Raw genomic sequence first — 26,407 nt, 5'->3', positions numbered from 1 at the left:
CGAGCTTAAAACAGCTCAGCTTGCCAAAGTACAGATTCATCTGCAATTAACTGAATTCAACTCACAACATATTCCCCGCACTTTTAATCACACCCAGCCGACTGAGTTTTTTCAAAAAGCATTTGACTACAAGCAAGGTTCGCGCACCCATAGTTTCATATTTTGCTAACTGACAAACTAATAAAGCTATGAATGATTTAATGAATATGACAAAGGCGCTGGCAGATGAGAGCCGGGTGCGCGTGATCGCGGCCCTCTCGCGCCATGAAGAGCTGTGCGGCTGTCAGGTAGTGGAATTGTTGCGCCTGGCGACACCGACGGTGTCGCGACACATGGCGGTGCTCCAGAGCGCCGGCTTGGTGCAAAGTCGCAAAGAGGGGCGCTGGGTGTATTATGCGCTCGCTAAGGATTTCCCCGTGCATTTGCGGGCATGGCTCGATTCGGCCTTGGCCGATGCTGAGGAGATCCAGGCAGATCGACTGGTTTTGGAGGAGATTGTCTCGTGCACGGTTCAAGACCTATGCCGGGACCAAAAAAAGAGAAAGGAAGAAGCTTTATGAAAAATGTAGAAAACGAATTGGGGGATGCATCTTATTCTCAGAAAGCCACTGAAATGGTTTTGAAAATATACGATCCCGCGATGTGTTGTTCTTCGGGAGTCTGCGGACCGAGTGTCGATCCCATCCTGGCTCAATTTGCCTCGGCTTTGAAGGAAGTCTCAAAGCATGCTGGTGTGCGTGTGGAGCGCTATAATCTAGGGCAGCAACCACAGGCATTTGCTGCCAATGAAACGGTCAAGGACATGCTTGGTAATGGCGGGATGGAGGAGCTGCCTTTTATTTTCATCAACGATGTGCTTTGGCTTAAAGGGCGTCATCCTTCGAAGGCTGAGTTGTTTGACGCTTTAAATATTAAGACGTCGGTGCTGTTTACTTCGTTTTCGGCGCCGCAAGATGACAGTGCTTGCTGCGCGGATGGAGGCTGCTGCTAATGAAAGATTTTATCAAAAGTCTGCCGCGCTATGTCTTTTTTACGGGTAAGGGAGGTGTCGGCAAGACCTCGATGGCCTGCGCATCTGCGCTGGGATTGGCGAAGCAGGGAAAGCGGGTCTTACTCATTAGCACGGATCCGGCGTCGAACTTGGATGAAGTGTTGGAAACTCCGCTGGCTTCCTCGCCGACTGCCATTCATAATGTGCCTGGCTTGTTTGCCTTGAATATCGACCCGATCGTGGCCGCCAGTGAGTATCGCGAGCGGATGGTTGGGCCTTATCGTGGCGTCTTACCGGAGGCGGCCATCACCCAGATGGAGGAGCAACTTTCGGGGGCTTGCACGGTCGAAATTGCGGGCTTTAACGAGTTTTCCAAACTTTTGAGCGACGGCGGGGTCGGGCAGGACTTTGAGCACGTGGTGCTTGATACGGCTCCCACTGGACACACGCTACGCCTGTTGAATCTGCCATCGGCGTGGAACGATTTTATTGTGTCCAATGAGAATGGTAGCTCTTGTCTCGGTCCGGTGGCTGGTTTGGCTGAGCAGCGTGAGATGTTTGAGCAAGTCGTCGGGGCGCTTAAGGACCCGGTCCGCACTTTATTGACCTTAGTCTCGCGTGCGGAATCGATGACCTTGGCTGAGGCTGCAAGGGCTAGCCTGGAACTGGGCGAACTGGGGCTAAGCAATCAACATTTGATCATTAATGGGGTCTTTACATCGCCCACGCAGGATACGATCGCTGAGGCCTTTGCTGCCAAGTCGAGTGCTGCCATCGCCGCAATGCCAGAACGCTTGCAAGCATTGCCATCGACTACGGTGTCTTTTCGTCCTGCGGGTGTCATGGGGCTCAAAGCGATTGAGAATATTTATGCCGAAGCTGCGATTCAGCCTGAATTGGCAGACAATCTTTGTTCGATGGCCGAACTGGATGAGGTGGCTGCGCGCACCTGCGATTGGGAAACGTATATTGGAGAGCTGGAGCAAGGGGGCAAAGGCGTGATCATGACGATGGGCAAAGGCGGCGTTGGAAAGACTGTCATGGCGGCTGCCATTGCGGCGGAGTTAGCGCGTCGCGGCAATAATGTGATTTTATCCACCACTGATCCTGCTGCACACGTAGCTGAAACTGTGGGTAATGACATCGACAACCTGACAGTTGAGAGAATTGACCCTAAGTTGGAAACCAGTCGCTATGTCGATGAGGTGTTGACGAAAAACCGTGGTGTTTTGTCCGACGACGAGATGGCACTACTCGAAGAGGAGATGCGCTCGCCTTGTATTGAAGAGATTGCCGTATTTACCGCGTTTGCACAAACCGTCGCCAAGGGCGGGCAGAGTATCGTCGTGCTGGATACGGCGCCGACCGGGCACACGCTCTTACTTCTAGACGCCACGCAGTCTTATCATCGGGAAGTTGCTAAATCCGCTGGCGAATTACCAGAGGCAGTCAAAACACTGTTGCCGTGTGTGCGGGACCCCAACTTTACCAAAGTGCTAATTGTCGCGCTGCCGGAAGCCACGCCCACGCACGAGGCCTCTGCTTTGCAGGATGATTTGCGCCGCGCTGGCATCGAGCCCTTTGGATGGATTATGAATCGTAGTTTCGCATATTCTGGAACGCAGGACCCCGTGCTATGTGCTAAAAGTAAGGACGAGTTGCTGTACCTCAACGAGGTGCTGGAGCAACACTCCAAGCGCACGGTAATCTCCCCCTGGTGCCCCGAGGAGCTCACTGGTGTTAATAATTTGAAACAATTAATTGGATACAAGAAATGAAAAAAGAGAATCAAGAATCAGGAATCAGTTTTTTTGAAAAGAACTTAACCCTTTGGGTCATCCTTTGCATGGTGACAGGTGTCTTAATCGGTAAGTTTTTGCCAGCAATTCCCGCTGCCTTAGGGCAGTTGGAATATGCGAAAGTATCCATTCCCATCGCTGTGTTGATTTGGCTAATGATCTACCCGATGATGATGAAAGTTGATTTCGCCAGCGTCACAAATGTGCGGCGAAATCCCAAGGGGCTTTACGTGACTTGGGTGATGAACTGGCTGGTCAAGCCTTTTAGTATGTTCGCCATTTCGGCTTTCTTCTTTTATGTCGTCTTCAAGGCTTTCATTCCCGCCGACCTCGCAAAGCAATACCTCGCTGGCGCGGTGCTACTCGGAGCGGCTCCCTGCACCGCGATGGTGTTTGTATGGAGTCATTTGACCAAGGGCAACGCGGCCTACACTGTGGTGCAGGTGGCGACTAATGACCTGATCATTCTGATCGCCTTCACCCCGATTGTGGCACTGTTGCTGGGTGTGGGGGGGATTACCATCCCCTGGGATACTCTCTTGCTCTCGGTCTTTCTCTTTGTGGTCATCCCTTTGGTTGGTGGCGTTCTTACCAGAAATTATATTATCAAAACCAAGGGTGAAGATTACTTTAACGACGCTTTCATCCCCAAGTTTAATAACGTCACAATTGGAGGCTTACTGCTTACCCTGATACTGATCTTTTCTTTTCAAGGTGATGTGATTTTGAGCAATCCTTTCCATATCGCGTTGATTGCGATCCCCTTAATTATTCAGACCTGCCTGATTTTCTTCCTGTCGTATTGTACCTGCCGCAAGCTACGCTTGAGTCACGATATCGCCGCACCCGCTGGTATGATCGGAGCGTCTAATTTTTTCGAGTTGTCCGTTGCAGTTGCGATTACACTCTTCGGTGCGTCCTCACCGGCTGTATTGGTCACCATCGTTGGCGTTCTGGTCGAGGTGCCGGTAATGTTGGCACTGGTGCGCTATGCGAATAGCACTCGCTCCATGTTCCCATCCGCATAAGCAGCGAAATTTGCCCTCTGCATCCATATTTAATCAAATAAAGATCGGCGCTGCGGAACACTTCGCTTTTGATCCGCGACTGATTTAATAATTTGATATGACAGCAATCGAGTACACCGCGCTGGGAGTCAGCGTGCTCATATTCATGCTCGGCTTAGCGGGCTCATTATTACCAGTGGTGCCAGGCGCTCTCATCGTATGGCTGGGTGTGATCATGCACCGCCTCTGGATGGGTGCGGAAGACTCGGTGACTTGGAAGATCGTGATCCTTGGCGGCGTGCTGACACTACTCGGGCAGTTGGCAGACTTCGTGATGGGCGTCTGGGGCGCGCGGCGATTTGGCGCGACTTGGAAAGGCGCGGTCGGCGCTTTTGTGGGAGCCTTCGTGGGCTTCTTCATCCCTCCCCCGCTCTTCTGGCTAATTGTCGGCCCGATCCTGGGTGCGGTGATTGGCGAACTGGCCGCAGGCCGCAGTTTTCGTGACGGGGGCAAAGCGGGCATCGGCACCGTGGTGGGCGGCATCTTGGCCTTTGCGCTCAAGTTTGGAATCAGCGTGTGCGTGATCTGCCTGTTCTTTTTGGACTTATTCTTTGTTTGATTTAAAGAGCAGCCGCAGGCTGTTGAGGCTAGGCTGATTTTGAACGACTACTGATATATTCCAACGCCGCATTGACCAGGAGTCCCGAACGAGACTCTCCATGTGAGCCAGCAAAATGATCCACCTGGCTTAATAAACGCTCGGGGAAGGTAATGTTCACTCGTTTCACCTTGCCGCTTAATTTGCTCAAATCGACAGCCACCAAAGCAAATACCGCATCCTGAGCCAATTCATTGGCTTTATGATGCTCGATACTCTTGGCCTGTGGCAAGGCTTCACCGTCCTCCAACATGCCTTCGATATGGCACTCGATCGCCTCACGAGCATTGGCCAGCGCATCTTCATACGAACTGCCGGCACTGAAGCAGCCGGGTAAATCGGGGATAGTTACACCATAATCGCTATCACTGTCTTTATGGATGATTACTGGAAAATTCATAAAAAATATCTTTCTGTTTTAGAGTTTGATCCCGGCCTGCTTGGCAATCGCTTTGATCGTTCCAATGGGGAGATCTTTCTTCGGGTGTGGCACAGTAACCCGACCCGGTTTAGTCGGGTGTTTAAACTGCTGATGACTACCTTTAACATGTGCCAAAAACCAACCATCTAATTTCAGTTTCTTAATTACATCGCCACTCTTCACCCACCACAATACACACGATACACACAAACAATGTCAATGCAATTCGCCGATGTGTACCTTTAGGCGAGCTCTAGCAACAGAACGACTAAGATTTAAAGAGCAGCCGCAGGCTGTTGAGGCAGACGACGACGGTGCTGCCTTCGTGGGCGAAGACTCCGATGCTGAGTGGAATCCAACCTAGGATCGCAGCGCCGGCCATTAGGATGACGGTGCCGAGGGCGATAGCGAGGTTTTGACGAATGATGGCGCGGGCTCGATTACTCAGAGAGACCGCCGCTAGAAAATTCTCGATGCGATCCTTCATCAGCACCACCTCGCTCTGCTCCAGCGCCGCATCACTGCCGCGGGCTCCCATAGCGACCGAGACATAGGCGGCCGCCAAGCATGGCGCATCATTGACGCCATCACCAACCATCGCGACCTTGTATCCAGCTTCGGTATACTCCCGAATGGCAGACACTTTTCCCTCCGGGCTGAGGGCGGCTCGTATCTCGTCGATACCAATCTGGCTCCCGACAGATTCAGCCGCCGCGCGGCGGTCACCAGTCAGCATCACAGTGCGCACGCCTAGCCCGCGCAAGGCCTCAAGGGTGGCCGCGGATTCAAGCCGTATTTGATCGCGCAATAAAATGCGAGCGATCAGATCGCCCTTAAATATCCAGTTTTCAACAAACTCCTGCGACGGCTCCGGCACGGACTGGATCCACTCAGCCAAGGGGCCAGCTTCCAGCAGTTCGCGTCGTCCCAGCACACAGAGCGCATCGCCTGCCCGGCCCTGCACGCCTTGACCGCTCATTGCTTCGAAGTCGTCGATTTTCCTTTGGTGAGCCCCTTGTGCTTTGGCGTATTTTTGAATCGCACGTCCGATCGGGTGCGAACCGTGACTCTCCAGTGAATAGGCCAGCTCCAATGCCTCATCTTCGCGTCCAGGCGGGAAACTTTCGATACGATCCACTTCCATTTCGCCCGTGGTCAGCGTGCCTGTTTTATCCAATGCCACTAGATTCACCTCTGCCAATTTTTCGATCGCCGCCCCGCCGCGGAAAAGCACGCCATGCCGGGCGCCCCATGCGATGGAAGCAAGAATCGCCGAAGGAATCGAAATGACTAAGGCGCAGGGGCTAGCGACCACCAGCAAAGTCATGGCGCGGTAAAAGGCCGAAAAGCCGAGCTCGGTATTAGTGAAAGCGGGAATGCCAAAGCCGAGCCACCACACAAAAAACATCAGCGCAGTGAGCCCCAAGATACCAACAGTATACCCCGTGCCAAAGCGGTCAGTGAAGCGCTGACTGGGCGCTTTTAAATGCTGCGCTTCTTGAATCAGCCGAATCACTTTCTGCAAAGCACTCTCCCCCGCGAGCTTCGTCGCCCGAACGTGCACCGCGCCCCACAGATTGAGCGTGCCACTAAACACAGGATCCCCCTGGAGCTTCGCGACTGGGTTCGCCTCACCTGTGAGATTGGACTCGTCGGCAGCTGTTTTCCCCTCGATCACTTCGGCATCTACCGGAAATAGCCCGCCGGGCTTGACCGACAGTATATGGCCGACCTGCACCTGAGACACCGGTATCTGATGCTCGCTCCCCGAGGCATCCACTCGCAGGGCCGTCTTAGGAGCCGCATCGAATAGACTGTTTATCTCGCGGCGCGTGCGGTGCAGCGCAAAATGCTCCAAGGCCCCCGAAAACGAAAAGAGAAAGAGCAACAATGCCCCTTCCGCCCACGCACCGATGCAGGCCGCACCGACCGCCACGGCCAACATTAGAAAGTGTATATCCAGCTCCCCCTTGGGCAGTCCCTCTCGCGCATCCTGAAAGGCGTCCCAACCACCCGCCAGCATCGCAGCGAGATACAGCCCCATCGGCAACCAGGCAGGAGCCACGTCCGCTGTATCCATGCCCCAAGCCGTAAGACCCAAGATGGCACAGGCGCCGGCCAACATGGCCAGAGTTCGCCAATCCTCTTCCTCGGCCGCAGCCTCCCCAGGCATCGACAATTCGCGCCAGCGCCAAAGTTTAGGCGCAGTCAGACAAGTCGCTTTGCTCAATTCCAGTCCACCATCAGGCTTGGAATCGACCGCGACTCCAATTGCTTTGGAATGTGGGCTTTGCTCAATGGCAGCCAGCGTCGCCTCCAGACGCGCTTGCAACGCAGCGACATCCACTTCGCCCAAGGTCGCAACCTCGACTCGATGATGCGCAGCATCCACCCGGATCGCCTCGACGCGACTGCTCTCCTGTAAAAATACAGCCAGGGCATCGACCCATTCAGCAGCATTTGGACTCGGCCTTGCTTTACTCATACTTAATTTAGAATTATTCTAAATAAGCAAAATAGCAAGCTAGAAGGCTAAGATCAGACGCCTAAAATCTGCCGCAACTGCTCAATGATTTGAGAACGCCCTGCTTCCGAGGGCGCGGCTCCCACAGCTTGAAGCGCATCCGCACTGGAGCGTGCCTTCGCGCCGAAGTCTCGAACCGCGGCCTGCCAGATCGCGATGGCCTGCTGAGGCTGAGCCTCGCGCCACAAAAATACGCCACGAATAAATTCAACAGCCGCATCGCTGGACTGAACCCTCTCAAGCGCGGGGGCTAAATCTTGCCAATAAATCGGCTCACGCTGGAGTAACCACAGGTTAAAGAGACTCGTCAACTCGAGGCCTTGCGCCTCTGCGCGCATAGGGTCACGTGCCAAGACGGAGCGCGATAGCGCTAAAGCCTGCAAATCATCTCCAAGCTCGCTATTGGCTTTTGCGAGCAGCACTTCGTCTTGGATAAAAGGCGCACGGTCTCTGGCATCAAACCAGTTGCCAAAGGTCAAGCCTCCCAGACATAACAGCAGTATAATCGCTAGGCTCCAATCGCGCCTACCTTGCGGCCTACGCAAAAAGACACAGCCCCCCGCGGCCACGCAGAGCAGAGGAACCAGCGGCAGGCGAAAACGCGCACTGACAAAAAAGAGCAACAGCCCTGCGGCATATGCCAGCCCGAGTATAGTGATTCCCCAAAAAGCAGGTCGATCGGAATTCCGGTAACCAAAGCAGAGCCCGGCCCCTGCGAACAACAAGAGCACTCCCCAGCCCAAAGGGTTCCAGGCCAACAAAGGCCAACGTGCCTGATGATAATGATAGCTCAGATTATTATACTGCTCCCAATTATTAAAGACATAGAAGCCCTTGCGCGCCATGAGCCCCAGCCATCGCCACGGATCTGCGGCGACGGACTCGCGCAATTGTTCGCGCCAATATGCATTCATCGCATCCACCTCAAAATCAGCATCCGCACCAAATGCCTCACGATAGAAATGCTCGGACTCCATGCGCGTTGTATTCGCGCCTGCGGGCACTGCATCGAAAGTGACGCGCTGCATGTAGTATTTACCATTCGCCCCCTCCCGATTGGCGGCGAAGAGATTATACGCGCCCTGCCATGGCAACAGGCGAAATTGCCCCGACAGCTGTTGATTGACAAAGCCTTGTGCGCACAAGGCACACAAGATGCCGGCAGACACTGCAAGCGCCGCACCCCAGGGGCGCGCTTGCACAAGCAGCACCACACACGGAAAACAAAGCACTGCGGGCAAAAAGTTAGGCCGTGCCAGCACAGCCACTCCGCCCAGCAGTCCCGCGGCCAGGCCTAGTAGCAAGTGCGTGCGAAGCGAGGCCGACTCCATACTACGCAACAGCAGATAAACTGCACCCAGAAAGAAACTAATGGAAAAAGTAATGTCGAGGACTTGCCCTGCAAAATACAAAGCGACTGGATAGATCGCAAAGAGCAGCGCCGAGGCCCACGCTGCCGATTCGACTCGCCAGAGGCGCAAAGCAATCAAGCCCACCAAAGCCGCGCTGACCAAATGCATGAACACGCCCAAACAAGTCGCCCCCGCCGGCAAGCTCGCAGCTGGCAACTGCGCCAAGACCCAAGGATAGAGCAATGCGCGATAGATCGGCTCCGCAGGTAAGGCCCCCTCACGTATCACAGCAGCCCAAGCGACGTTTTCACGCGCATCCAAAACAGGCACTTGACCTAATGGATCCGCAAGAAAACTCATGCCAAACATTAAGACGTACAGCACCGCAAGCACTGCCAGAAGCTTCCACAGACGACTCACGTCTTCACCTTTTTGTTCTCATCTATGATATTCATTCTCTCCTGCCCACGAATGAAGCGTATTTACGACAAGGATCAAAGCTGAATTTTACCTATCGCCATCAGAGAATGAATCCACATTGCTTACACCCATGGCTTCGCACAAAAATCTCTCCAATTGGTATGCGCAACTAGGCCAGCAACTAGAGGCTGGCGTGCCTCTCAGCGATGCACTACGCCTGAGCCAAGGCTTACCGCAACCCGGACGCGATGCAATGGCCGATCAACTAGAGGCCGGCGATCCCCCTTGCGAGGTGCTGGCCCGCGCACCTCAGTGGTTACCACGGGCAGATCGCCAGTTCCTCTTAGCAGGCATGGAAACAGGCAGCCTAGCCCGCACATTAAGCAACTTATCTGATCGCCACGCCAGTATCGGAGCCACCCAGATGAAACTGCTGCTAGGGAGCATTTACCCCTTGATCGTGATACATATCACCGCCCTATTGCTGCCCATCGCGCGCATGATCGATTACGAACACGGGCTCGAATGGAGCCTCGGCCGCTACCTGCTCGAAAGCACAGTTTTCATTCTACCAATCTGGCTACTGATCGCAGCCATCCTTTATCTCGTCCGCAGCGACAGCCCCCTACTGCCCCGCATCTTGCGCACGCTTCCCGTCCTGCGCGCTTATAGCCAACAGCAAGCCATGGCGGATCTAGCCTACGCACTAGGCACCTTTCTTGCCGCTGGCATTCCCGCGCCCAGCGCTTGGCGCCTCTCGGCCAAATTAGTTAACGACCCGCGCTACAACCAAGCAATCGCTCAACTAGAGCCCTGCTTTGCAGCCGGGCAAGACCCATCCATAGAGCTACACCGGTTTAAATGCTTCCCAGCTGACTTTAAGGCCTTCTACAGCACCGGCGCCCAAAGCGGACAACTCGAGAGTAATCTACTCAACGCAGGACGCCAATATCAAGAACGTGCCAATCGTACAATGACACTCGCCTCGATCCTCTACCCCAGCCTAGTGTTAGCCATCATCGCGATACTGGTAATCTACATAATTTTTAATGTATTCAGCGGCTACCTGAATGCCCTGGATGGCATTACTGGCTAAATGTTGAATGAGCATGCAAAACATCATGAAGCTACAATAAGGTTCGGAAAATGCTAAGTAATGATTTGATAAATCATTACCAACACTCAAAAATTACAAAACTAAAAACCACCACAAGTATTTCCACCCTCTCCTAATTTTAATGGCTTACACAATCACATGGCAGAAAAACTGCATCACTTGGACCTATTCAGGCGTCTTAACAGGAGAAGATCTGCTCAACTCTAACTTTGAACTCTTTGGAGATGAACGCTTTGACGACATTCGCTTTCAGATAGTAGATCTCACAGCCGTCGAACGTGTCGAAGCCACAGAAAGCCACATGCGCAAAGTCGCGCACCTCGACATGGCGGCTGCCCGCAGTAACCCACGTGTCAAAATCGCAGTAGTCACCAATAGTCAGGATGGAGAAAGCTTATCCAACACCTACGATCGCTACATCGAAGGCAAATCTCCCTGGAGCACCCAGATATTTGCGACACTTACAGAAGCACAAGCCTGGGTGCAGCGTGAAAGCGAAACATAAATCAAAGCCCCATGCCCCATTCCAACACCCCACTCACCCTACTCAAAGAACGCTTCGGCTTCGACGCCTTTCGCCCCGGTCAGCAGACCGTGATTGAATGTTTACTCGACGGGCGCAGCGCCGGTGCGATCTTCCCCACCGGCTCGGGCAAGAGTCTGTGCTACCAACTGCCCTCGCTACGACTACCGGGGCTGACACTCGTGATCTCGCCCTTATTGGCGCTAATGAAAGATCAAATCGACAGCCTGCGCGCCAAAGGCATCCAAGCCGAGCGTTTGGACTCCAGCCTGGATGAGGCCGACTACCGCCGCGTGACCGACGACATACGCAGCGGCACAGTCAAACTACTCTTCGTCGCACCTGAGCGCCTCAGTAACGAACGCTTCCTCAACCTGATTCGCGGTCAGAAGATTAGCTTACTCGCCGTCGACGAGGCCCACTGTATCTCCTCTTGGGGCCACAACTTCCGCCCCGACTACCTAAAACTGGCCGACGCCGCACGCGCACTCAAAGTCGAGCGGGTGCTAGCACTCACCGCCACCGCCACACCGCAAGTCGCCAGCGACATGGCGAGCGCCTTTGACATTGCGCCCGCCGACATCACCAACACCGGATTTTACCGTGCCAACCTAGAGCTGCGAGTCACCGCCTGCCACGACGCCGAACGCCCCGCACTTTTACTGGAGCGCCTCAAGCAACGCCCTGCGGGCGCGACCATCGTATACGTCAGCCTACAGCGCCACGCCGAAGAAGTCGCCGAGCACTTGCAACAAGCTGGCTTCAACGCGGCCGCCTACCACGCAGGCATGGCTGCGGAAAAACGCGTCGCCACCCAAGAGGCCTTCATGCAAGGCCGCACACCCATCATTTGCGCCACCATCGCCTTCGGCATGGGCATCGACAAGTCCGACATCCGCTATATTTACCACTACCACATGGCTAAAGGCTACGAAAGCTACATGCAGGAGATCGGCCGCGCCGGACGCGATGGACAGCCCTCAGTCTGCGAGCTCTTCGCCTGTCCAGACGACGCCACCACTTTGGAAAACTTCGTCTACGGCGACACGCCCGACAGCACCAGTCTGCGCGGACTACTCGACGAATTACTAACTGGCGGTGACGAGATCGACATCGCACTCACCGACCTCTCGCGCCGCTTCGACATGCGCCAGCTAGTAGTCAGCACCTTGCTCACCCGCTTGGAATTGGCGGGCATCATTCGCTCTGTCGGACACTACTATGGCAGCATACGTTTCGCCCCCAAAGTAGACAGCAAGCGGTTACTCGCCCAATACCCCGCCAACCAAGCCGCCTTTTTGAAGAAAGTCTTCAGCTGCTGCAGCAAAGCCAAGAAATGGGTCACCCTAGACATGGACAAGGCCATGGCCCACACCGGACAGGACCGCGGCGTCATTCTGCGGGCACTGGAAAGTATGGAGCACAAAGACCTCGCCCAGCTGCAACTGGCCGGCTACCGACAGCGCTTTGAACTCCTTGCGGATACACCCGACATCGATGCCCTCAGCGCGGAGATGGCGGCCAGCTTTGAAACCCACGAGCTCATGGAGATCGAACGCATCCACCGCATGCTCGACTACGCCCAAGGGGATCGCTGCCTAACCGCGAACCTACTCGAATATTTTGGAGAGCAGATCCAAGACTGCGGGCACTGCAGTATCTGCCAAGGCGACGCTCCCGACGAGCTGCCAGCAAGGCAGAGCCCCGGCATGAACAGCTGCGATCTGACGGGATTTGATGAACTGATAAAAGCGCATCCCGCAGCCTTGGGCCGCCCACGCCAGCAAGCCCGATTCCTCTGTGGACTCAACTCGCCTGCGGTGTCCGCCGTGCGCGGCCTGCGCGGCAAAGCACTGTTCGGACGCTGCGCCGAAGTGCCCTTCGCCGAGGTGCTGAAGAACTTCGAACGCTCAAGGTCCAACATCGAATGATGAATTCGATGTAACTTGGTCGCAGCGGATCCGAAGCGCCTTAGCCATTGAGCAAGTAATCAAAGTCATCACGATTCAGGCCAGCCTTAGCGGCCTTAGCGCCTGGCTCTTCGACCAACTGCTTAAACAACTCAGCCTTACGAGCCTTGAGCTCCAACATACGCGCCTCGATGCTGTGCTGCATAATCAAACGCTGCACAAAAACTGAACGCGTCTGCCCGATACGGTGCGCACGGTCGCTGGCTTGATTCTCAACGGCCGGGTTCCACCACGGATCAAGATGGAATACGTAGTTGGCACGCGTCAAATTCAAGCCGACGCCCCCAGTCTTGAGACTGATAAAGAAAAATGCCGGACCGTTTCCGCTTTGGAAAGAGCGCACGATCTCTTTGCGCTTTGATACAGGCGTGCGCCCGTCCATGCGTAAATAGTCGATCCCACGCTCTTTGGCAATGGCTTCCATCTGATCCAGCCCGCCAATGAATTGACTGAAGATGAGTGCGCCATGCCCTTCAGCTTGTAGCTCCTCGAGCTTGTCAGCCATGTAACTGAACTTAGGCGCATGCTCGGGCATGTGCTTCCCCAGCAACTCCGGACTCACACAAACTTGACGCAGACGCAGGATCGCAGCCAGTGCCACAATGCCCGCTTGCTGCTCAGGACGGTCTTCGTATGCCTCCGCCACCTCTGCTTTGACCTCTGCCACCGTGCGGGTATAGATCTCTTTTTGCATCGGCGACATTTCGAGGAACAGCTCATGTTCCTCCTTCTTCGGCAAGTCCTTAAGAATTTTATCTTTTGTGCGACGCAGGATAAACGGACGAGAGCGCCCCAAAATACGATCGGGTGCTTCCCGGAAGTATTCTTTAAAGGCCTTTAAAGTACCGAAAATACCTGGCACCGCGGCCGACATCACAGAATAAAACTCGGACGCGTTATTCTCCACTGGTGTCCCCGTCAAGCAAAGCGTAAAACGACGATTGATATGCGCCGCCGCTTTAGTGCGAGCCGCCGACACATTCTTAAGGTTGTGCGCCTCATCGAAGACCACAATTTCAAAACGAGTCCCCTCCATGGCCTCTAGATCCAGCCGCACTCGGTCATAGGTCGTCAAGATCACCTGCGCCTCCCGCAAGGCATCATGCCAGGCTGATTTGCGTAAACAATCCACCACTTTTAGACTAGGAGCGAAGCGAACAAATTCCTCCTGCCAGTTAAAGACCAAGCTGGGTGGCAGCACAATCAAGACACTGGCACGTGTCAAATTTGGGTTCTGCTCGAAATAACGCGCAAGGAAGCCGATCGTCTGCACGGTCTTACCGAGTCCCATATCATCAGCCAAGCAAGCGCCAAAGCGATGATGATAGAGGAAATCAATCCACGCACAGCCCTCTTCTTGATAAGGGCGCAAGTCGGCGTTCAAAGTCGCAGGCTTCACAAAAGCGCCGACCCCATTAAACTGTGATAAACTCGAAAACAAATTTTCAGCCTCTTCCGGCAAAGTCACATGCACGCCATGCTTGCGCAACATGATCCAATCCAGCATCTCGAGACGCGAGACTTGCAAGGTATCGTCGGCCTCCGCTTTCGTGCCATCCGGCTTCTGGCGCTGCGGGCGCAAGAGCTCCGCCAACATTTCAAGGCCGCCCTCGCCCCCTTCGATCTGAGGCATGATCAAACTACCATCTTTATCCTCGATCAAAAGCTGCCCCAAAATCAACTTTTGCCACTCCTCAGGCTTAATCGTGCGGTCGCCACAACGAATTGAAGGGTGCAACTGAAACCAGTCGATATCCGAGCCCGAGGCCCGCGTATCCACTGAGATACTCAGCGGCTCCGAACGAATCGCCTGCTCGTTAAATTGCACTTGAACCCCCAAAGTGCGGCAGACCGAAACTATACGCTGCAAAGCTTCCGCTCCTGCTTCAGGGTGCGCCAGCTCAATGGAACCCTCTTCCAAATTGAGAAGATCGGAACGACTGCAGGCATCACTGACACTGAACAGCAACATCGCAAGTTTGCGTAAATCCAAGTGACCACGCAACCAGCGCTGCCCCGCATCATCCGCCACCGTCACTTTATAATCCGCATCGTAGGCTTCAAGTGCCTGCACCAGCTTCTCCGCGATTTCACACACGCCGACGCGATAGTTCACATCGAAGAGCTCCGGATAATCCGCAGCATAATTTTCCAACTCGAGATCATTCGCAGGCAAATTCGAAGAAAGCACCCGACGCAGCAAGTCGCACAGACTGCGCACCCGGCGCTTCGCACTCAGTAACTTGCCCCCATAGGCATGCAAGGTCGGCGCCAAAAAACGCGAGACCAGCTCATACAGCTCCACTCGATAGCCGTCGAGATTCAAACAGAGATCAAATTCAAAAGCCTCCCATTCCCCTGCCACGTTTTCCATCGCAGTCAAATCGAGTTCAAGCCGTATCTGCTTCGGCTTCATAGCGCGCGGCTTCTTTTTGCTGCCTTTGACCGCAAACAAATAGGATTCGTTGGAAGAGTTCGGAGTCAAATTCTGCTCGTTAAAAGCCTCCACTTCCAGCTCCATACGGATCGGCCCTAGGTTCCCCGCGGCTCCAAGCCCGTTTGAGTTCACCTTGCACAGACTCCCTTCGCCCAGCAAAACGTAAGAACTATTAGGAATCAAATGCACCACATCCAATTCCAGGCCAGTCGTATCAAGAAAGCACATACGACGCACAACACGATCCTCTAGCAGCGTATGCTGAATTTCCAGATGCGCAGTGCCCGCCTCCATCACTAAGGGGTGCGGCTCACCATCCAAAAGGTTCAGCACCGCGATATTAGCCGCTTCGGCCTCCTCTAGAAAACTCTGCAACTGAGCTTCAGGGGCATCTAAAACAAACTCTCGAGAGACGCGAAAGCCATAGCTACTAGCCAAAACAATGCCAAAGGAGCTCAAGAAGTCCTTAGGCACAGAGCCCTCGATGCTGAAGCCCAAATTTCCATTATTATCCACCTCCATTAAGTGGAACTCCGCCACTTGCTGCGGCACCTCCGCTTCGCCATGGTGGCCCTCGCCCCCTACATCGCGGTAGCCCAACTGCTTACGCAACTCTTGAGCATAATCGTCTGGCATGGACTGCCCACCGACACTCACGCCTTGCACCGAAAGGAACATGGCAGCCGCAGCTGCCACAGCATGCTTGCAGCCGCCCGTAGACTCCCAGACCGAGCACTCACACTCATGGGTTAAACGCCCATCGCGCACCTGGAGCACCACTTCATAGGCATGCAGGCGTCGCCCCTGCACCAGCGCAGTCATACGCTTATGCTGACCGTCCCATTCCAAGCCCTCCACCGCGAACTGACGGTAGTAAGCCAAGCCTTGATCAATATACCGGCGGTCACCGATGTAATAAAGCTCTCCAATATCGAGTTTTTCGAAGCCTTCCAGCCCTTCTAGTTTTCCTGTAGCAGTAGTCGTCATTGCAATCGTCGACTCAATACCCAAATGAGATGCAGTGACGAGCGTTAAATCGAAGAAATTATTTTCTAATAGTTCGCAATGCCCCTATTCCCTTCCAATATGCCAGCCTATTTTATGTCTCAGCTTCAAAACAAGATGGCACCCGCAAAGATCATTTGGCAGATCTGCGATCATAAACGCGGGCACGAAAACCAGAGCTCAGGATTAATACACGCCCTGTCCAAGCAAACGCCGATCGAGCCCATACGGATCGATATCGACAGCCACAAAGCCTCCTGGTGGCAGGCAGTACGCGGCACATTCCCCTCAGCCTCAACGCTGCCGCAGCCCGACCTCATTATTGCGGCAGGCAGTCAAACCCACTCCAGCCTATTGGCCGCAGGCCGTGCGACGGGCGCTCCCACCTTACTGATCATGGCGCCTCCCAAGGGCCTGACACGGTTCTTTGACCTCTGCGTCGTGCCCGCGCATGACCAACGCCAGGGCCCCAACATCATTCAAACTACAGGCGCGATGAACACCGTCGAAGCCAGCCCCAATAAAGCCCCCAACACAGGACTCTTTCTCATCGGCGGCCCCTCGCAGCACCACAACTGGGACGAAGCCGCCCTCTTGAATCAAATTTCAACGATCCTAAACTCAAATTCACAGTTACAATGGAAATTGACCACCTCGCGCCGCACCCCGGAAAGCACGACGGCCCGACTGCAGTCACTAGAAAGCAATCAGCTTGAAGTCATTCCAGTGGAACAAACGAAAGCGGACTGGCTTCCGCAACAGCTGGGACGAAGCTCCTATGTTTGGGTCACCGAAGACAGTGTCTCTATGGTATATGAAGCCCTCAGCTCCGGCGCTAAAGTAGGCCTACTGCCAGTACCACGCAAGGCCGGTGAATCCCGCATCATCCGTGGCCTCGATGCCCTCCAACAAAGCAAGCATGTTCTAAGCTACTCCGAGGACCAGACCGACCTTACCAGTTTCAAAGCTCCCCCACCACTGAACGAAGCCGCACGCATCGCAAAAATCGTCTCCCATCGCTTCTTTTAACGAGGAATCCATCCTCATCTCAGGACCAGTCACGAAATCACGGTGGTGAAAGGATTAATGGCTCGAATACCTTTGATTGGTTTAAAATCTTTCACTTTCTCCGTGAGCAAGAAACTGATCCCTTCCTCAAGCATGGTGCCCACGAGCTGCATATCAAAATATTGCTGCCGTCGAATCGAGTAAGTTTCACAAAGTCGAAGGGCCCGTCGTGTAATCGATAAACTTAACGGTAATACAGTCAGAAAGTCCAAGCCCGCAATCGAATCAATCTTAGTTCTAGCCAATTCTGGTGAGTCGGGTGGATTATTTTTGGGGCCAGTAAGATTGGGGTACATTTCAGCCAAATTTTGCACGGAAACACACAGTTCCAGCCCCTCTCGAAAGCGGAGGTCGAGGACATCCCTCGCTTGTTCATGGCGATCATCTCCCGCTAAAGTCGCATAGATGAGCACATTTGTGTCCACGAGGACACGGCCCATTAAGTGCTCAGCGCTCATAAGTGTCGTTCCTCGAAAATTCGCCAGTAAACTGACCTGTCGAAGTCACCACAGTTGTCGACTCAGGCTGTTCTTCTCTCAGAAGTTTTTCGATAGCGATTTCAATTACTTGGCTCCGCGAACGCTTGACTCCGCGACGATAGCGATCCACTCGTGCAAGAATATCCTGATCTATTGTAGCACTGATATGAGATTTCATAATACCAATATGCTACTATAAATTCATAGAACGTCAATCACCGAACCAAAACCGAAAAAGCCCGCGTTGGTCATCCTCAAGCCATTGCTTTGACCTAGGACTTGACTAAGCTGTCACTCATTCATGACCTCTATCAACATCCACGCGCCAAAGTTCACTTCTCGCATCTCGCCATGAAAGTCATCCAAATCTTACCAGAACTCAATTCCGGCGGAGTCGAACGTGGGACGCTCGAAGTCGGCAAGCACCTCATAGAGAACGGCCACCAATCCATAGTAATTTCCAACGGTGGACGCCAAGTCGAGCAACTCGAGGCCGAAGGCAGCCGTCACATCACCCTGCCCGTCCACAAGAAGCGTCTGAGTTCGCTGAAACAAGTCAAAGTGCTGCGAAAACTATTTGAGCAAGAACAGCCCGACATCCTCCACCTGCGCTCTCGCCTGCCCGCGTGGCTGGCATGGTTGGCTTGGCGTAAGATGGACCCACAAACGCGCCCACGCCTAGTTACCACGGTGCACGGCTTTTACTCGGTCAATCTCTACTCCAAGATCATGACTCGTGGAGAGCGTGTCATCTGCGTCTCTAATAGTGTCAAAGACTATGTGCGGCACAACTATCCCGATGTGCCTGCCGAGAAACTCACCGTCATTCACCGTGGAGTCTCTCCAGAGCAATTCCCCTACGGCTTTGAGCCTGATGCAAAATGGCTGACCGAATGGCAACAAAAGTACCCACAGCTCAAAGACAAATACGTAATCACCCTCCCCGGCCGCATCACCCGCTGGAAGGGACCGCTCGATTTCATAGAAGTGCTTGCAGCCCTAAAAGCCAAAGGCATCCCCGCCCACGGCCTACTAGTGGGTGAGCCACACCCGAAAAAAATGGATTTTTTCGAGGAAGTGAAAGCCGCCATCAAAGCCGCTGACTTAGACGGTGACATCACTCTAGTCGGCCACCGCAGCGACTTACGCGAAATCATGGCCGTCTCCGACGTCGTCGTATCCTGCTCCACCGATCCAGAGGCCTTTGGACGTGTCACACTGGAAGCACTTGCACTAGGAAAACCAGTAGCTGGCTACGCACACGGCGGAGTCGCGGAACAACTCGATGCTCTGCTCCCAGCCGGTAAGATCAATCTGGGCGATCACAGCGCCATGGTGAATCTGCTGAGCACATGGCATGCAGCCCCTCCGAGCGTAACGCAAAGACAAGAGTTCAGCCTGCAATCCATGCTAAATGCAGTTATGACGAGCTATACTGAACTCGATAAAGCTCCACGCGAGCTGTAACCAATCGCGTATTTCTGCATCCTTAAAATGCAGCTATGAAGCAGCAATCACGCGACGGTAAAGCGCCTCAATACGCGGAATCACCGCAGCCTCATAATAACGACCTCGGTAAAGTTGCAAAGCAGTCTCGGCCCGTTTATCAGCCGCAAGGCGATCATTTGCCACCGCCAACATCCCTTTAAATAAGTCGTCTTCGCTGCCGATTTCGACTAAAATAGCAGTGTCCGCATTCAGAACCTCCAACGGCCCTTTTGTCTTCGTACTAACGATCGGCACTCCACTCGCCATCGCCTCCAACATGACAACACCAAAGGGCTCATCCAATGAAGGAAGTACAAACAAATCGGCCATGCTTAAGGCATCCGAGACATCATCGATCCACACGCCGAGCTCCACCTGTTGCGATAGTTTCAAGTCGGCGGCAAGTGCCTGTAAAGCCGCAAGTTCGCTGCCTTGTCCCCCAATCACCAATCGAGCATCGATGCCGGCATCTAATAAACTGCGAAAGGCACGTAGCAACACATCAAAGCCCTTCTTAGGCACATAACGACCATAAGTCAGAATCCGCAGTGGCCCTGCTGAGGCTTTTTTGACGAAATCAACAGGTTCGATTCTCGAAAAATTTGGGACAACTTCGACTCTGTCCTCCGGCCAATTCGCTTCGAGCACATGGCGTCGCTGATCCTGAGTCGTGCAAAACAGCGTATGCACATACTTATAACGTGCAAGCTGCACATAATTGTGCAGCTTCGCGACGACTGGGACACCTGCTCGCTTGGCGGCTCGCCCCCCATGCCAAGCCGCTCGTTTCAACTGCGTATGCACAATCTCCGTGCCAAACTCAAGTAAGAGCTTCTCAATCTTGCGGGGAGTCAAAAAATTCCACTCTCCTCCGGCACGAACCCTGCAAAGCTCCAAATTCGGAACATTCTCCAACAAGTTTTGCTTTGAAAATTCCGCATGGCAAATCGCTTGAACCGCGTGCCCTCGCGCGGCCAGTGCCAGCGCCGTGTCCACAAACGAACGCTCCGCGCCACCAAAACCTTTGCCCAACATTATTTGAGAAATACGCATGATAGCCCTCAAAAAATGCTCGAAGCCACAAGTAAGACAAATACAAAATAATTCGCATCGACTCCGCGGTGATGTTGAAGAAGGATCAAAAATCAATGCGCATACTACATTCAGACAATTTGATGATACGTCGCTACGGGCACACCAAGGTAGCCACCGGACGTAAGCTCTTTAACGGCATGATTCGGAATAATTGGAAGGTATATGAATTTAGCGAACGCGACATTGCCAAGTTCGAAGCACCTCTGGGCATCAAACCTTTGGGTATTCGGGCAGCCAATAGACGTTTCATTGAAACATTCGATAATTTCAAACCCGATGTGTGCATAATCGGGCACAGTGACCTGCTGACGAACAAGACGCTACAAAGCGTAAAAAAACTCTCACCAAGCACACCTATTATTTATCGTAACGTTGACCCCCTCTGGCGGGAACGAAACGTAAAGATGATCCACCACCGCAAAGAAGTAGTGGATGCTATATTTGTAACCACTGCCGGCGAACCACTGAAACAGTTTAAAACGAGTAACAACATCGTAGGCTACATCCCAAACCCGACAGATCCCGGCGTCGAGACCTTTGACAATTCCAAGAAAACCGAATTTACACATGACCTGCTCTACTGCGGAAAGGGCAGTCAGTCCGATGACCGTTACCAACTGCTGGTAGAACTCCACGCAGACCTGAAGAACGAGCTTCGCTTCGACACCTACGGCATCTACGGCCATCCTCCAATCTTCGGCCAAAGCTACGACGATGCACTTTCCAGTAGCAAAATGGCGCTCAACCTAAACCGCTTTGAGGGTTGGCCATGGTATTCCTCCGCACGTATCTCTCAACTCATGGGCAATGGCCTCCTCACCTTTGTCTGGGACAAAGGTGATATGCGACAATTTTTCAACGATGAGCATGTCGTATTCTTTCGAGACTCCGCATCACTTAAAAAGCAAATCCGCAACTTTCACAACGATGACGCTCGTCGTCAAACTGTCGCAGGCCAGGGAAGAAAGTTCTATCATGAGGAGTTCTCCGGGCAAAAAGTAGCCAGCTACATGGTTGAAACGACACTGAATTTACCTTACTCTCACGATTACCTTTGGAAAGATGCCGTCTACCGATAAGCCATTAATAGAGCTCAAAAATAAAGAGCCTTTCAGCTCAGGTGGCAATCGGCTCTGCTTTCGTCACCCTGATGACAGAGCGCGTTGCCTCAAAGTAATCCGACCGGACCGGACACCCGACATTCGTCGAGCCGAAAAAGGCTTTCCAGCCAATCTGCGTCCATTAAAAGCATTCGATGAGAATTTAGTCGAAGAAAGTGTATTGCGCGGTCTACTGCATCGTTTCCCCAGCGAAATCAGACGACACTTACCGCAGTCTTATGGTATGATCGATACCGATCTCGGTCCCGCCCATGAGACCGATTTGATTTGTGATGCAGACGGTTTAATCTCGCAGACATTGGAACAGTACATCTGGAAATATGGAATCGATACGACAGTCCAAACGGCCATCTCAGAATTCAAGCAGGACTGGTCGACTCGCCCCCCCAATACACGCGACCTCATCCCACATAACTTCGTCATCCACATCAACGAATCTAAAGGCCATCTATATCTAATTGATGGCTACGGCCGTCAACCTCGCATAAAATGGTTACAAAAGGACACCATGCCAGCTTCACGCCTTCGCCGACGCTTTGAGAACTTTGACCATCGCATCGCTCTGATCCTTGAACGCAAAGCGAACAACAACGGCCCGAAGCACCGAATAAACAATTTAAAAAGGACTTAATCTCCTTGCTTCTGCACCGTAATTAACGGAGCCTACACAGATGCTACATCTATCTGAACATAAACCTTTTGCGACTGGAAACCATCGCGCAGTTTACGTTCATCCACATAGCAAAGGCAGATGCGTTAAAGTGCATCATGCACACACCCCCTCAGCCTTAAAGCGTAACCTTTTGCCTTGGTATAGGAGATTCCGGCGCTCATATCACTTTGATGAAAATTTAGCTGAGTTACGCCAGATCAACAAAATTCAAGATCGAGCAGGAGTTACTTGCCTATGCTTACCAAGTGTAGAAGGCATAGTGGAAACCGACTTAGGCCCCGGCTTGATCGTCGAGCTTATTACTGATGCCAATGGCAGAATAAGTCGCACCGCAGGTGAACATGTAAAACTCTTTGGCTATACTACAGAAGTAGAATCTACCTTACATAATTTACGTAATAGTATGATACAGCACAACATTCAAATAAAGGACCCCGGTACTAGAAATATTGTTTTCCAAAAACGAGAAGATCAAACGCTACGTGCTGTCATTATCGATGGGCTAGGGACTCCAACTATTTTACCCATTGATCGTCTCTCGCCCAAACTTTCAATCATGCGCATAGATGCCAAAATTTCAAAGATAGTGAGACGCCTAAGAAAAGCAGGTAGCCAGAGCCCTTCCAGCCAAATAAAGCGATCCAATCTACCTAAAACCGGAAGTAGCTGATAACGAAATCCCCCCTGTAAACAGTGTCTCCTGGACAAGTGAGCAATCCACAGCAACTAGCTGCGCAACATCATTTGCAACAAACAGTTACAAAAAATTGGCGGCGCAGAGAATCCGTCCAATGCTCAGTGGAGAGATTGGCATAATTAACTTCAAAGTCTCGAGTCGAAGAGAAGCGAAAGGATTTTATTTTAAAACGCATAAGTCGCCCTTTCTCTTCGTGAAAATCGGACAGCGGTGTCGATAGTGAATGAAATGTGCTCGCCTCTGGACGTAGTGAAAGCACAGGTAAGCCAGTGCTCAATGCCTCACATAACATGGAAGCACTATCTTCTGTCACAAAAACCAGAGAACTGCACTGTAATACCTCCAAAACATTTGCACGCTCTCCCTCATTCCACAGAAAAACGCCAGAAAACAACTCGGGACGGGCCGTCCTAAGGGCTTTCAACTGATCTTCAAAATAAGGATCAGTCCGCGGTGACGTACTGATCGACCAAACGGCTGAATCATCATACTCACGTATAGCACTAATCAGGTCAATTAAAGCATCCCAATCAGAATCACAAAATGGATAGCCTCGCGAACTTCCTCCGACCAGAAAACCATAGCAACACTGGGTCGGATCACTTGCAACACGAGTAGTGGCGAATTCTTCGGGCGTAAATGAACCAGGGAGCAATTCAAGTTTAATGTTTGCTGCAGAACTCGGAGTCGAGGGGGTAGCAACAATCCAATCGAAACAAGAAACATCAAGCCGCTTAGGATGCCCTACAAATAGAATTTTTGCACCAGTGCCGGCAGTTATTAAATACGAGACAAATTCAAACGGAGCTGTTTTAGCAATAACTACATCATCAGTCGTCAGTTCTGGAAGATCACCCTTCAGAATACACTTTAAAATACTCAACCGATACACCTGACATAGACTGACATGTTTAAGTAAATACGATATGCATTGATAAACGGGATTAAATATAGGTGATCGACTCCTCAACTCAATCCCTAACTCGTGAGCGCCCCCAACAGTACTTAGACATTCCCCGATCGCAATTAGCTGCTGATTGCTTCCGTGGTATTTAGATTTGAGAACGAAATACCGCATCACTTTGACGCATTTCGCGAAGAATGATTCTCAGCAATTAGCTTCAAATCATCAAACACCCCTTCAATTAACAATTTCGCTGATCGTGCATACAGACTAGCTTTCTTCTGGTCGCCGCAAACCGGATTTTGCAGCGCCTTTGCCCGAGATTGGTGATAACATTCTGGCATGCCCATATCTTCCAGCATCCCTTTGATTTTCCAGGTATTCGATTCCCAAGCATTGAAAGGGATACCAAGTATGGCTGCGAGAACTACAGCATGAAAGCGCCCCGCACAAATCGTCTCAAAAGAGCTGAGTTTCTGGAGAATTTCGCCTGGGCTATGTTGATGTGCCACGATATCTCCAAGTATTTTCTTCTTAAAAGGGCCAAAACCTCGATATTCCTTAACCACGCTGTCGGTCACCCCTAGGCGATATTGAGCCTCTGGCTTAACAAATGACCACACCAAACTGGAGGCAAAAATCATATCCGGAACCACTCGACATTCCACACCAGCTGCTTTGACTTCAGCACAACTTAAGGACTCCCGCATCGTAATCATATGAAAAGCGCTAAGCGCGTCACACGAAGGGTTTTCTTGAAAAACCCCATTTAATAAAACACAGGGATAATGCTTCGCTAATTCTAAAAGATGAAAGTTTCTTCCATGATGTATCGAACCTTCGGCATTCACTACAATAAGATCTACCTCACTCAACCGTGTATCAAACGTTTCACGGTCAAATACCTTCGGTAGGCTCAGCACGAGATCCAAGCCGACTCTTTTGAACTGTTCTCGATAGACTTGTCCTACAATTTGACAACCAAAATGCCTGCTGTAGAGACTCGTATCATTAACCAGGGCAACAGTTGGCGCATTTTGACCTGCAAGCGAGCTCTTAGTTTTATTTTGCATAGGCATGCTGTAAGCATTCGACATTTAACGATATTCTATTTTCAAAGCTGAGAATGGCAGTCAAATGATTAAATTGATTTGTAGAAGATAACGAAAAAAACTGAACTAAAGTGGTTTGAATTCGTAACAAAAAAAAGACTTCCTTGATTATCGTAGTGTGATTATTCGTTATGAGCCAATAAATAGGATTATACCGCTCTGAAAAGAGGAAAAGTAAAGCGACACAACTTTGACGTGACAAGTATAACATCGCGCTCGGCCACAAAGCTCTGTTTGTAATCATGATTTTTTCCCAGCAAAAAAGACAATGAACAAACAAGCCAAGGCTAGGCCGCTTTCCTTTTATTTTACGCATGACAATCCTGATTTTGGGGACCTGAATCACCAGCCTAACGAAATAACTAATTTAACTTCAAAATCGATTATGAAACCAAAAGCCATCAAGGATACTATCCCCTAGAACGCGCTCTAATGCCTGATTACAATGAGCAGTATCAACCTCCCGTCCCCTCTCTTCAGCATCCGAGCAGTCTAAAGAGACCACCGAGAAACGAATACACCAACAACAGTCATTACGGCTGGAAATAGAAGCTGACAACATCGGGACGTGAGTTCGTCGCTGTAAGATACCAGGTAGCGGATTCGAACGACTAGCTCGCCCAAAGAAAGGAACCTGGGCTCCCTTGCGGAGTTTTTGATCTGCAAGAATGCCTAACATGCCTCCAGCTCGAAGAAAGTCGACTGGTTTATGTAGACCATCTCTACGACTAAATAAACGCGCTCCCTTCGATTCGCGCTGACAACGAAACCAATGCTCTAAGTAATGATTATTAAGCGGGCGATACATCGCACCAAAAGGTGCCGTAATTCCAAATTGTACGAGCAGACTAGGTAATTGAGTTAAAGCCTCCCACGGCCCCATATGTGCCAGCAGCACGATCGCCCCTTGCCCATCATCAGCTAGTGCATGCTTTAGCTGATCCATACCTTCTACAGTGATATGGCGCGATATACGTTCAGGTGGCATTCGGGAAAAAGAAAATCCCGCAAATAAATTAGCACCAGCCCTCTGAAAGACCTCCATAGCTTGCTGATTCAGAGTTAAGCGCAAGTAATCCACCATTAAATCATCATTTGGCTGTCCCTTAACCCATTCATTCACGACTGTAAGATTTTGACAAACAACGAGTCGCCTCTTTTTCAACAGTCGATAGCAAAGCCATCCGACTCCGCGTCCCAATCGAAATGAAATCGTGATCGGCAACATTTGCAAAAGCGAAATCAGTCCACGCGCAAAGATATACTGCACCCACTTGGAAGGCCCCTTGTATCTTTCTGATTCAGGAATGCGATGTTTCGCCATAATGTTAGAGCAACAAACTCATTTCATTAAAGGCAAGCCTTCATTTAAAACTCACATAATACACTGAATCTATATTAGAAGCGATTTTTTAATCTTTAATAAGCGAGACAAAGATCAGCCATGAACTGGGTGTGATTAAAAGTGCGGGGAGATCGGGCTCTCTTCGTAGCGGGGTTCTTCAGACCCCGTATCCGCAGCCAAGCAGGCAACTAAGCCAGGCGT

Annotated in this window: 24 protein-coding genes; 13 read left to right on the top strand and 11 right to left on the bottom strand. The window is 51.8% G+C overall.

What is annotated here, in order from left to right:
* Window positions 1-200 precede the first annotated feature (200 nt).
* From QEH52_RS16815 to QEH52_RS16795, 5 genes are all read left to right on the top strand, one after another.
* The gene (locus QEH52_RS16815; protein WP_308952036.1) at window positions 201-560 is read left to right on the top strand and encodes an ArsR/SmtB family transcription factor; all 360 of its coding nucleotides are present in this window, start codon (window positions 201-203) and stop codon (window positions 558-560) included.
* Window positions 557-991, top strand: a complete 435-nt coding sequence (arsD, locus tag QEH52_RS16810; RefSeq protein ID WP_308952035.1) for an arsenite efflux transporter metallochaperone ArsD — start codon at window positions 557-559, stop codon at window positions 989-991. The genes QEH52_RS16815 and arsD overlap by 4 nt, the downstream gene beginning before the upstream one ends.
* Entirely contained in the window at window positions 991-2,769 is a 1,779-nt protein-coding gene (arsA, locus tag QEH52_RS16805; protein WP_308952033.1) for an arsenical pump-driving ATPase, read from the top strand. Before arsD ends, arsA begins: the two co-directional genes overlap by 1 nt.
* Complete coding sequence (arsB, locus tag QEH52_RS16800; RefSeq protein ID WP_308952032.1) at window positions 2,766-3,818, top strand: ACR3 family arsenite efflux transporter; 1,053 nt, start codon at window positions 2,766-2,768, stop codon at window positions 3,816-3,818. Before arsA ends, arsB begins: the two co-directional genes overlap by 4 nt.
* Before the next feature lie 97 nt (window positions 3,819-3,915).
* On the top strand, window positions 3,916-4,416 hold the full coding sequence (locus QEH52_RS16795; RefSeq protein WP_308952030.1) for a DUF456 domain-containing protein: 501 nt from the start codon (window positions 3,916-3,918) through the stop codon (window positions 4,414-4,416).
* 28 nt (window positions 4,417-4,444) lie between these two features.
* Here the strand turns inward: QEH52_RS16795 and QEH52_RS16790 are convergent, their stop codons facing one another.
* The 4 genes from QEH52_RS16790 to QEH52_RS16775 form a co-directional block, all read right to left on the bottom strand.
* The gene (locus tag QEH52_RS16790; protein WP_308952029.1) at window positions 4,445-4,855 is read right to left on the bottom strand and encodes a type II toxin-antitoxin system HicB family antitoxin; all 411 of its coding nucleotides are present in this window, start codon (window positions 4,853-4,855) and stop codon (window positions 4,445-4,447) included.
* 18 nt (window positions 4,856-4,873) lie between these two features.
* Window positions 4,874-5,059: a type II toxin-antitoxin system HicA family toxin gene (locus tag QEH52_RS16785; protein WP_308952027.1), complete on the bottom strand. Its 186-nt coding sequence runs from the start codon at window positions 5,057-5,059 to the stop codon at window positions 4,874-4,876.
* Between the two features lie 85 nt (window positions 5,060-5,144).
* Window positions 5,145-7,361 (bottom strand): heavy metal translocating P-type ATPase, encoded by a 2,217-nt coding sequence (locus tag QEH52_RS16780; protein ID WP_308952025.1) that lies wholly within the window; start codon window positions 7,359-7,361, stop codon window positions 5,145-5,147.
* Between the two features lie 53 nt (window positions 7,362-7,414).
* A complete protein-coding gene (locus QEH52_RS16775; RefSeq protein ID WP_308952023.1) occupies window positions 7,415-9,112 on the bottom strand; it encodes a hypothetical protein in 1,698 nt (565 codons plus the stop codon).
* A 190-nt stretch (window positions 9,113-9,302) separates the two neighbouring features.
* Here QEH52_RS16775 and QEH52_RS16770 point away from each other — a divergent pair, with 190 nt between their 5' ends.
* The 3 genes from QEH52_RS16770 to QEH52_RS16760 all read left to right on the top strand — a co-directional run bounded on the left by QEH52_RS16770 (window position 9,303) and on the right by QEH52_RS16760 (window position 12,743).
* The gene (locus QEH52_RS16770) at window positions 9,303-10,268 is read left to right on the top strand and encodes a type II secretion system F family protein (protein WP_308952022.1); all 966 of its coding nucleotides are present in this window, start codon (window positions 9,303-9,305) and stop codon (window positions 10,266-10,268) included.
* 142 nt (window positions 10,269-10,410) lie between these two features.
* A complete protein-coding gene (locus QEH52_RS16765; protein WP_308952021.1) occupies window positions 10,411-10,794 on the top strand; it encodes a hypothetical protein in 384 nt (127 codons plus the stop codon).
* An 11-nt stretch (window positions 10,795-10,805) separates the two neighbouring features.
* Window positions 10,806-12,743, top strand: coding sequence for a RecQ family ATP-dependent DNA helicase (locus QEH52_RS16760; RefSeq protein WP_308952020.1), 1,938 nt, complete (start codon window positions 10,806-10,808; stop codon window positions 12,741-12,743).
* Window positions 12,744-12,783: 40 nt separating this feature from the next.
* On the opposite strand, the gene QEH52_RS16755 is transcribed toward QEH52_RS16760, so the two are convergent.
* On the bottom strand, window positions 12,784-16,206 hold the full coding sequence (locus QEH52_RS16755; RefSeq protein ID WP_308952019.1) for a DEAD/DEAH box helicase: 3,423 nt from the start codon (window positions 16,204-16,206) through the stop codon (window positions 12,784-12,786).
* A 114-nt stretch (window positions 16,207-16,320) separates the two neighbouring features.
* On the opposite strand from QEH52_RS16755, the gene QEH52_RS16750 reads away from it, so the two are divergent.
* The gene (locus tag QEH52_RS16750; RefSeq protein ID WP_308952018.1) at window positions 16,321-17,253 is read left to right on the top strand and encodes a mitochondrial fission ELM1 family protein; all 933 of its coding nucleotides are present in this window, start codon (window positions 16,321-16,323) and stop codon (window positions 17,251-17,253) included.
* A 29-nt stretch (window positions 17,254-17,282) separates the two neighbouring features.
* On the opposite strand, the gene QEH52_RS16745 is transcribed toward QEH52_RS16750, so the two are convergent.
* On the bottom strand, window positions 17,283-17,750 hold the full coding sequence (locus QEH52_RS16745) for a PIN domain-containing protein (protein ID WP_308952017.1): 468 nt from the start codon (window positions 17,748-17,750) through the stop codon (window positions 17,283-17,285).
* A complete protein-coding gene (locus QEH52_RS20770) occupies window positions 17,740-17,949 on the bottom strand; it encodes a ribbon-helix-helix protein, CopG family (RefSeq protein WP_319834158.1) in 210 nt (69 codons plus the stop codon). Before QEH52_RS20770 ends, QEH52_RS16745 begins: the two co-directional genes overlap by 11 nt.
* A gap of 173 nt (window positions 17,950-18,122) precedes the next feature.
* On the opposite strand from QEH52_RS20770, the gene QEH52_RS16740 reads away from it, so the two are divergent.
* Entirely contained in the window at window positions 18,123-19,238 is a 1,116-nt protein-coding gene (locus tag QEH52_RS16740; protein ID WP_308952016.1) for a glycosyltransferase family 4 protein, read from the top strand.
* Window positions 19,239-19,271: 33 nt separating this feature from the next.
* Here the strand turns inward: QEH52_RS16740 and QEH52_RS16735 are convergent, their stop codons facing one another.
* A complete protein-coding gene (locus QEH52_RS16735) occupies window positions 19,272-20,312 on the bottom strand; it encodes a glycosyltransferase (protein WP_308952015.1) in 1,041 nt (346 codons plus the stop codon).
* Between the two features lie 95 nt (window positions 20,313-20,407).
* Between QEH52_RS16735 and QEH52_RS16730 the strand changes: the two genes are divergently transcribed.
* The 3 genes from QEH52_RS16730 to QEH52_RS16720 are packed head-to-tail and all read left to right on the top strand — an operon-like array spanning window position 20,408 to window position 22,818.
* On the top strand, window positions 20,408-21,433 hold the full coding sequence (locus QEH52_RS16730; RefSeq protein ID WP_308952013.1) for a glycosyltransferase family protein: 1,026 nt from the start codon (window positions 20,408-20,410) through the stop codon (window positions 21,431-21,433).
* Window positions 21,417-22,106 (top strand): YrbL family protein, encoded by a 690-nt coding sequence (locus QEH52_RS16725; protein ID WP_308952012.1) that lies wholly within the window; start codon window positions 21,417-21,419, stop codon window positions 22,104-22,106. The genes QEH52_RS16730 and QEH52_RS16725 overlap by 17 nt, the downstream gene beginning before the upstream one ends.
* Before the next feature lie 40 nt (window positions 22,107-22,146).
* Window positions 22,147-22,818: a YrbL family protein gene (locus tag QEH52_RS16720; RefSeq protein WP_308952010.1), complete on the top strand. Its 672-nt coding sequence runs from the start codon at window positions 22,147-22,149 to the stop codon at window positions 22,816-22,818.
* A 70-nt stretch (window positions 22,819-22,888) separates the two neighbouring features.
* Here QEH52_RS16720 and QEH52_RS16715 read toward each other — a convergent pair whose 3' ends face one another.
* The 3 genes from QEH52_RS16715 to QEH52_RS16705 all read right to left on the bottom strand — a co-directional run bounded on the left by QEH52_RS16715 (window position 22,889) and on the right by QEH52_RS16705 (window position 26,185).
* Complete coding sequence (locus tag QEH52_RS16715; RefSeq protein WP_308952009.1) at window positions 22,889-23,728, bottom strand: ELM1/GtrOC1 family putative glycosyltransferase; 840 nt, start codon at window positions 23,726-23,728, stop codon at window positions 22,889-22,891.
* A gap of 194 nt (window positions 23,729-23,922) precedes the next feature.
* On the bottom strand, window positions 23,923-24,822 hold the full coding sequence (locus QEH52_RS16710; protein WP_308952007.1) for a polysaccharide pyruvyl transferase family protein: 900 nt from the start codon (window positions 24,820-24,822) through the stop codon (window positions 23,923-23,925).
* A 412-nt stretch (window positions 24,823-25,234) separates the two neighbouring features.
* On the bottom strand, window positions 25,235-26,185 hold the full coding sequence (locus QEH52_RS16705) for a lysophospholipid acyltransferase family protein (protein ID WP_308952006.1): 951 nt from the start codon (window positions 26,183-26,185) through the stop codon (window positions 25,235-25,237).
* Window positions 26,186-26,407 lie beyond the last annotated feature (222 nt).

The sequence above is a fragment of the Thalassobacterium maritimum genome (genome assembly GCF_031127805.1).
In the GTDB taxonomy this organism is placed as follows: domain Bacteria; phylum Verrucomicrobiota; class Verrucomicrobiia; order Opitutales; family Coraliomargaritaceae; genus Thalassobacterium; species Thalassobacterium maritimum.
Note: the sequence above shows the minus strand (reverse complement) of the source record. Positions and strands in the feature narration are given on the sequence as shown.